The organism is Rhodococcus maanshanensis NBRC 100610 (assembly GCF_001894865.1).
Lineage (GTDB): Bacteria > Actinomycetota > Actinomycetes > Mycobacteriales > Mycobacteriaceae > Rhodococcus_G > Rhodococcus_G maanshanensis.
This window is the reverse complement of sequence record NZ_BCXA01000047.1, coordinates 50,744-58,253: the sequence shown is the minus strand read 5'-3', so window position 1 is coordinate 58,253 and position 7,510 is coordinate 50,744. Positions and strand designations below refer to the sequence as shown.

The 7,510-nt window shown below is 69.3% G+C and carries 5 protein-coding genes; 1 reads left to right on the top strand and 4 read right to left on the bottom strand.

Annotated features, from left to right (window positions below; genetic code table 11):
* Positions 1–411 precede the first annotated feature (411 nt).
* From RM1_RS21135 to RM1_RS21120, 4 genes are all read right to left on the bottom strand, one after another.
* The gene (locus tag RM1_RS21135; protein ID WP_072753644.1) at positions 412–1,851 is read right to left on the bottom strand and encodes an amidohydrolase; all 1,440 of its coding nucleotides are present in this window, start codon (positions 1,849–1,851) and stop codon (positions 412–414) included.
* Positions 1,848–4,352: a DEAD/DEAH box helicase gene (locus tag RM1_RS21130; protein WP_072753643.1), complete on the bottom strand. Its 2,505-nt coding sequence runs from the start codon at positions 4,350–4,352 to the stop codon at positions 1,848–1,850. The genes RM1_RS21135 and RM1_RS21130 overlap by 4 nt, the downstream gene beginning before the upstream one ends.
* 26 nt (positions 4,353–4,378) lie before the next feature.
* Positions 4,379–5,416 (bottom strand): alpha/beta fold hydrolase, encoded by a 1,038-nt coding sequence (locus tag RM1_RS21125; protein WP_072753642.1) that lies wholly within the window; start codon positions 5,414–5,416, stop codon positions 4,379–4,381.
* 97 nt (positions 5,417–5,513) lie between these two features.
* On the bottom strand, positions 5,514–6,464 hold the full coding sequence (locus tag RM1_RS21120; protein ID WP_072753641.1) for a proteasome assembly chaperone family protein: 951 nt from the start codon (positions 6,462–6,464) through the stop codon (positions 5,514–5,516).
* A 264-nt stretch (positions 6,465–6,728) separates the two neighbouring features.
* On the opposite strand from RM1_RS21120, the gene RM1_RS21115 reads away from it, so the two are divergent.
* The gene (locus RM1_RS21115; RefSeq protein WP_072753652.1) at positions 6,729–7,427 is read left to right on the top strand and encodes a DUF5642 family protein; all 699 of its coding nucleotides are present in this window, start codon (positions 6,729–6,731) and stop codon (positions 7,425–7,427) included.
* The last annotated feature ends 83 nt before the right edge of the window (positions 7,428–7,510 follow it).

The window sequence follows — 7,510 nt, the reverse complement described above, 5'->3', positions numbered from 1 at the left end:
GCTCGGTAACCCACGAATCTTGTGAGTGAGGTCCCGGCCCGCAAGGGCGGTCCACACCAAAACCTCGGGCGTCCCCTCGATCACCGTCGACCTGCCGGCGCGCCGGCGATGTCAACGTGGAGCACGCGCAGCGCAGCGAGCATGAACGACGTTGACATCGACCCCCGCACCGGCACATCCTCACCAACCGAGGGACGCCGACCGGCCGGAGCGAACTCACGACAACTCGTGCGTCACCCCATACCGTCTAGGGCACGCCTCCCAAATCCACATTCGGCGCCCCTGGCGCCCAATCGCCGCCCTGCTGCGTTGTCGTCGGCGCCGATACAAACCCGGTATCGGCTCCTCCTCCGCCTTGCCGGACGACGATTGTTTCGCCAGGTGCATCCGGAGGGATTTGAGAGACGCGCCCTAGGCAGGCGGTTCGTACGTCCACCGCCCGCCGACCATCGTGCCCCACACGGGCATCGAGGCGAGATCGGCGCCGGTGGTCGGGACCTCGTCGGTGTCCAGCACCACCAGGTCCGCGAGGTCACCGGTCCTGACCCGCGTGCGGCCGCCAGTGGAAGCGGCGAGGGCCACCTCCCACGGGATCTCGTGCTCGCGGTGCCACACCCGGCCGTCCGGCAGGGTGCGGTCCACCGCCGCGGCGAGGGTCAGCCACGGGTCCAGCGGCGCCACCGGAGCATCGGAGCCCAACGCCAGTCGCACACCCGCGGCCAGCAGCGTGCCGTACGGGAACGCTCGGCCGGTGCGGCCGGGCCAGTAACGCTCGGCCAGGTCCGCATCGTCGTGCACGTGTGCGGGCTGGACACTCGCGATCACGCCCAGCTCGGCAAACCGTCGAAAGTCCTTCTCCGCCACCAGTTGCGCGTGCTCGACGGATCCGCGTGCGCCCGTGTCGGCGAACGCGTCGAGCACGTGCTCGCAGGCCTGGTCGCCGATCGCGTGGATCGCGCACTCGAGCCCGTGACCGGTGGCGCGCGACATCAGCCCGACCAGCTCCTGCGGCGGCACCGACAGCACCCCGTGCCCGCCGCCCGGATACGGCTGGTGGCAGTACGCGGTCCTGGTGCCGAGCGATCCGTCCACGATCACCTTCATCGGCCCAACGGTCGCCAGCCCGCGGGTGCCCGGCACCGGGTCCCCGGTGTCGACACCGTCGGCGATCGCCTGCTCGAGCCACCGCGGCCAGATGCCGCACCGCACCCGCAGCAGGTCGGTGCCTGCGGCGATCCGCCGTGCCCACACCGCGCGGTTGTCGGCGATCTCGAAGTCCGTCACCCCGACCACCCCGCGTGCTGCCGCGGCCCGTACCGCCTCCTCGACCCGGCGATCCAGCACCGCCGGGTCCACCCGTTGCACGTCGTTCATGATCGGCATGAACTCGGTTTCGGTGAGCAGCCCGCTCGGGTGTGGCGCGAGCGAGAAGCGCCGCAGCGCGGCGGTGTTGAACCAGCCGCTGTGCAGGTCGCCGCTCAACGCGACGACCGGGCGGTCCGCGGTGGCCGTGTCCAGCAGAGCGGCGGTGGGGGAGTCCGGCCACAGGCCGTCGCGGAACCCGTGCGCGACGACGACGTCGGTGTCGGCCGACGGCAGATGCTCCGCGATCAGCCGGACGGCGTGTGCGGCAGAGGTCGCGGCGGAGAGGTCGAGCGCGGCGCGGGAGAGCGCCCACTGGTCGAGGTGTACGTGGGCGTCCCAGAGGCCGGGAAGCACCAGCCGCCCACCGATGTCCACGGCGGCCGTCGCGGCGGGCCCGTCGCCGCCGATCCGGTCGCCGGTGACCACCAGATCCGTCGGCGCCTCGCCCGGCGCCAACCGGGCACCCCGCAGCAGCGTCGTGCTCACCCCTCGACGACCTCGAACTCGTCGAAGACCACCTCGCCCGCGGCATCGGACTCCGCCAGGTTCACCTCGCCGACCAGTGCCCAGCCGTGATCGCCCTGCGGATCGGCGATGGTCTGGCGCACCCGCCACAGCTCCGGCTCGACCTGGACCGAGAACAGTTGCGGTCCACGGGCATCGGGGCCGGTGCCGATCTCGTCGTACTCCTCGAAGTACAGCTCCATCAGGTCGGACCAGTCCTCCGACTCCAGCCCGTCGCCGAGTTCGGCGAGTGCGTCCCAGCGCTTGCGCGAGGCCAACTCGATGCGCTTGAACATCGCGTTGCGGATCATCACCTTGAAGGCCCTGGTGTTCGCGGAAACCGGTCGCGGGATGTCGGCGCCGAACGCGATCTGCTGATCGTCGGCCTCCACACCAGGATTGGTGAGCTGCTCCCATTCGTCCAGCAGCGACGAGTCGACCTGTCGGATCAGCTCGCCCAGCCACTCGGTGATGTCCTCGAGTTCCTCGGTGCGGGCGGCGTCGGGCACGGTCTGACGCAGCGCGCGGTAGGCGTCGGCGAGGTAGCGCAGCACCAACCCCTCGGAGCGGGCCAGCCCGTAGTGGCTGACCAACTCGGCGAACGTCATCACGTTCTCCACCATGTCCCGCACCACCGACTTGGGGGAAAGGGCGAACTCGGAGACCCAGGGGTGTCCGCCGCGGTACATCTCGAACGCGGGAAAGAGGAGTTCCTCAAGCGGTTTCGGCCAGGTGATCTCCTCGAGCAGCTCCATCCGCTCGTCGTACTCGATGCCGTCGGCCTTCATCTGAGCGACCGCCTCGCCGCGGGCATGGTGCTGCTGTCCCATCAGGATCTGGCGGGGGTCGTCCAGGGTCGACTCGATCACCGACACCACGTCGAGGGCGTAGGTCACCGACTCCTGGTCGAGCAGTTCGATCGCGGCGAGCGCGAACGGCGACAGCGGCTGGTTGAGCGCGAAGTCGCGCTGCAGGTCGACCGTCAGCCGGGCCCACGACCCGTCCGGGTCCGGGGCGTCGAGTTGCTCGACGATGCCCGCCTGGAGCAGCCCGCGGTACAGCGCGATCGCCCTGAGGATGTGCTTGCGCTGCTGCGGACGGGTCTCGTGGCTGTCCTCGAGGAGGTGACGCATCGCGTCGAAGCAGTTGCCGGGGCGCGCGATCACGTTGAGCAGCATCGAGTTCGAGACGCGGAACCGGGACGTGAGCTGCTCGGGGGAGGCGGAGACGAGGCGATCGAACGTCGGCTCCCCCCACGACACGAAGCCCTCCGGCGGCTTCTTGCGCTGGATCTTCTTGAGCTTCTTCGGGTCGTCGCCGGCCCTCGCGACGAGCCGGTGGTTCTCGATCTCGTATTCCGGGGCCTGCACCACCACGGTGCCCATGGTGTCGTAGCCGGCCCGGCCCGCCCGGCCGGCGATCTGATGGAACTCGCGGGCCCGCAGGTGCCTGGTCCTGGTGCCGTCGTACTTGGTGAGGCCGGTCAGCAACACGGTCCGGATCGGCACGTTGATGCCGACGCCGAGGGTGTCGGTTCCGCAGATGACCTTGAGCAGCCCGTCCTGCGCGAGCTTCTCGATGAGCCGGCGGTACTTGGGCAGCATGCCCGCGTGGTGCACGCCGATGCCGTGCCGGACCAAGCGGGACAACGTCTTTCCGAAGCCGGTGCTGAACCGGAAGCTCCCGATCGCCTCCGCGATGGCGTCCTTCTCCTCCCGGCTGCTCATGTTGACACTGGTCAACGCCTGTGCGCGTTCGAGCGCCGCGGCCTGGGTGAAGTGCACCACGTACACCGGTGCCTGGTTGGTCGTCGCCAGCTCCTCGATGGTCTCGCCGATGGGGGTGCGGGCGTAGGAGAAGGACAGCGGCACCGGGCGCTGCGTGCCGCCGACAAGGGTTGTCGGGCGCCCGGTCCGGCGGGTCAGGTCCTCCTGGAAGAACGACACGTCACCGAGCGTCGCGGACATCAGCAGGAACTGGGCGTTGGGGAGCTCGATCAGCGGGACCTGCCAGGCCCAACCTCGGTCCGGCTCGGAGTAGTAGTGGAACTCGTCCATCACCACCTGGCCGATGTCGGAGTCGGCGCCCTGCCGCAGCGCCAGGTTCGCCACGATCTCCGCGGTGGCACAGATGATCGGCGCGCCGGCGTTGACCGAGGCGTCGCCGGTCATCATGCCAACGTTCTCGGCACCGAACACCTCGCAGAGGGCAAAGAACTTCTCGCTCACCAGCGCCTTGATCGGTGCGGTGTAGTAGGTGCGCCTGCCCTCGGCGAGCGCGGCGAAGTGGGCGCCGATCGCGACCATCGACTTGCCGGACCCCGTCGGGGTCGACAGGATGACGTTCGCACCCGAGACCACCTCGATCAGCGACTCCTCCTGCGCCGGGTACAGGGTCAGGCCCTGTTCGGCCGTCCACCGTGAGAAGGCGTCGAAGAGCGAGTCGGCATCGGGACTCGCGGGGACCAGGTCGGAGAGCAGCACCGACCCAGGTTACGGCCTGCCAGGAGTCAGGTCGCGCTGCGCTCGTCCGAGCCCATCGCCTCCAGCACGGCCTCGCGGGTCGAATCGGTGCCGGTGATCTGGGATTCGCCGACGCCGTTGACGAGCATCTGCCGCCACTTCGCCGGGTCGAACTCGAGCGGCGCGGTGCTCGCGATGAAGTCCTCGACCACCTGCAGGAAGCGGATCGGGTCGTCGTGGAACGGGAAATGGCCGCTGCCGCGGAAGATCTCCAGGCGTGAGCCCGGCATCGCCGCGTGGGCCAGGTGGGCGTGGCCGACCGGGATCACCGAGTCGACGTCGCCCCAGATGATCTGGACCGGCAGATCGGCCGTCAGGTAACACCGGTCGAGCATGGTGATCGCCTGGCCGCGCCAGTCCACGGCCGCGCGCAGGGTGCGCAGGAAGGCCTCCCGCGCGGTGGGATCGGGCAGGTCGCTGAGCACCCGCACCAGGTCCGGCGCGTCGTGGAAGACCCGAACCGACTTGAAGGGCCCGCGGTAGAGCTGATCGGCGATCTTGCCGAGCACCCCGAGGGCGGAGATGGTGCCGGGGATCTGCAGCAGGCGCAGTGACTGGTTCGCGATCGGCAGCGAGGCGAAGCGCAGCGCGGGGTTGACGTCCTTGGTCACGCCCCCGGTGGAGACCACCACGAGCCGCTCGACCATCTGCGGGAACTGGTACGCGAACTGCAGCGCGACCCCGCCACCGAGCGAATGGCCGATCACCGTGACGCGGTCGTGGCCGAGCACCGTGAGCAGGTCCCGCATCCCGTTCGCGTAGGCCGCGATGGAGTAGTCGGCACGCGGCTTGTCCGAACGGCCGTGGCCGAGCAGATCGGGCGCGATCACCGTGAAGTGCTTGGCGAGATGCGGGATGATGTCGTTCCAGGTCGACGAGTTGTCGCCGATGCCGTGGATCAACAGGAGCGGCGGACCCTCGCCTGCCATCCGGAAGGCCCGCCGGTACCCGTGAACGGTGCGGAAGACGAGGCGCGGCGCAGTGTCCGGAACCGGCCGCAATGCGCGGCCTTTGCGTGCACTCATGTCGCCTCCTGTCGCCGGCTGTGCCGACCCCTACATCGCTGACTTGGGCGATCGTATAGTTCAGGGGGTCGGCCCGCCGGATAACTGTGGAACCGAGTTACAGATCAGGCTCGTCCCGGTCGGACTTCTCGTCAAGTCCGGCCTGCTCAGCGAGGAATTTCTCGAACTCCGCGCCGAGTTCGTCGCCGCTGGGCAGGTCGGCCTCCCCGGCGAGCAGGGTGGACTGGCGCTCCTGCGCCGCGACGAACGAGTCGTACTGACGTTCCAGGGCGGCGACGACGGACTGCACCTCGTCGTTGCCGGTGATCTGCGCGTCGACCTGCTCGCGGACGCGGGCGGCCGCCTCGCCGAGGGCGGCCAGCGGCAGCTCCAGGTCGGCGATCTCGCCCAGGTTCTCCAGCAGCGTCTCCGCGGCCGCCGGATAGTCCGTCTGTGCCAGGTAGTGCGGCACGTGCACCGAGTAGCCCATCGACTCGTGACCGTGCTGGGCCATCCGCAGCTCCAGCAGCGCGGAGGCGCTGCCCGGGATCTGTAGCTCCCCGGACCAGCTCTGGTTCTCGCCGATCAGGTCCTTGTTGGTCGAATGAGCCGTGACCCCGAGCGGGCGGGTGTGCGGGATCGCCATCGGGATCGCGCCGAGGGAGATCGTGCGCCGAACCCCGAGCTGCTCGGCCAGCAGCCGGACCGCCGTCGTGAAGCGTTCCCACTTCAGGTCGGGCTCCAGGCCCGCGAGCAGCAGAAACGGCGTTCCTGCGGTGTCACGCAGCGCGTACAGGTTGAGCTCGGGCTCGTCGTAATCGGAGAAGTGGTCCGCCTTGAAGGTCATCGTGGGTCGACGCGATCGGTAGTCGATCAGCTCGTCGACGGAGAACGACGCGACGAGTTCTGTCTCCAGGCTCTCGCGCAGGTGGGTGGTGGCGATCTTCACCGCGTGTCCCGCGTCGGAGAATCCCTCGAGACCATGCACCAGCACCGGCCCTCGGCCGTCGCCCGCGGACACCTGGGGTGCCGGGAATTCCAGCTCGTACATCCTCGACTGATCGTCCATCAGTGATCCCTTCGCGTTTCGTTCACTCTCAGTGTCCCCCACCCGGCTGCGAGCACCCACACCCGATATCGGAAAAACGTGCCGCGGCGTCACATTCATTCCCGGAACCGCCGGTTTTGTGCTGAGAGCGAACTCCCGTTCGACGACACCGCAGCCGGCCTGCGGCGGCCTGTGTGGCGGAGGTGGCACAGTGGTGGGGGTAGTTTCCCGCGAGTACTGGAGGACTTTCCGTTGAAGCGCCGCATCCTGTTCGCGGGTCTCGCCATGGGCGCATGCCTTGGCGTCGCCGGGTGTTCGTCCACGGTGGACGGGATGGCGAGCCCGGTCGCCGCCGCAGGCCCCTCGTCCGCGTCCGGCCCCTCGTCGGGGTCGTCGACAGGTGAGGACGGCCGGGTGGACGCGACGTTGGAGTCGATGTTGTTGGCCCCCACGGATTTCCCGGCCCCCTACCAGGCCATCGTGCTGCCGCCGCAGGCCGTGTCGCAGGCGGCCGCGGACCTGGACGGGATCCCGCCGGGCGCGAAGGTCGACCCGCCCGGGTGCAAGCCGCCTGCCCAGGACTACGGCCCGGACGGCACCGCGATGATCGTCGGCACCGACAACGCGAACAGGTCCACCATCTCGGTGGAGCTGATGCGGTCGGATCTGTCCCTCGACAAGCGCATCGGCGAGATCGAGCGGTGCCTGGAGGTGACCACCACCAAGGACGGCGCCGAGGCGGTCGTGCGGACCGAGATGCTGCCGCCGCCGCCGCTGAACGCGGACCGCACCGTGGCCATGCGGCAGACCGTGACCTCCGGCAAGGGGGCGGGGAAGGTGACCCAGTCGATGCTCACCCTGGTCGCGCAGATCGATGACGTGCGGGTTTCGGCGACATACATGTCTTTCGGTGACGGAAAGCCGGACACGGTGGTGCTGGACCAGGTGTTCACGGAGGCAGTGCAGCGGGTCAACGCGGCCTGACCCGCCGCGCCTGTGGATGGTCCGGTTTCTCTCCACAGGCCCGGCGAAGGCGCTGGTCGCGGCCGCGGGCCGGTCGGTGCACG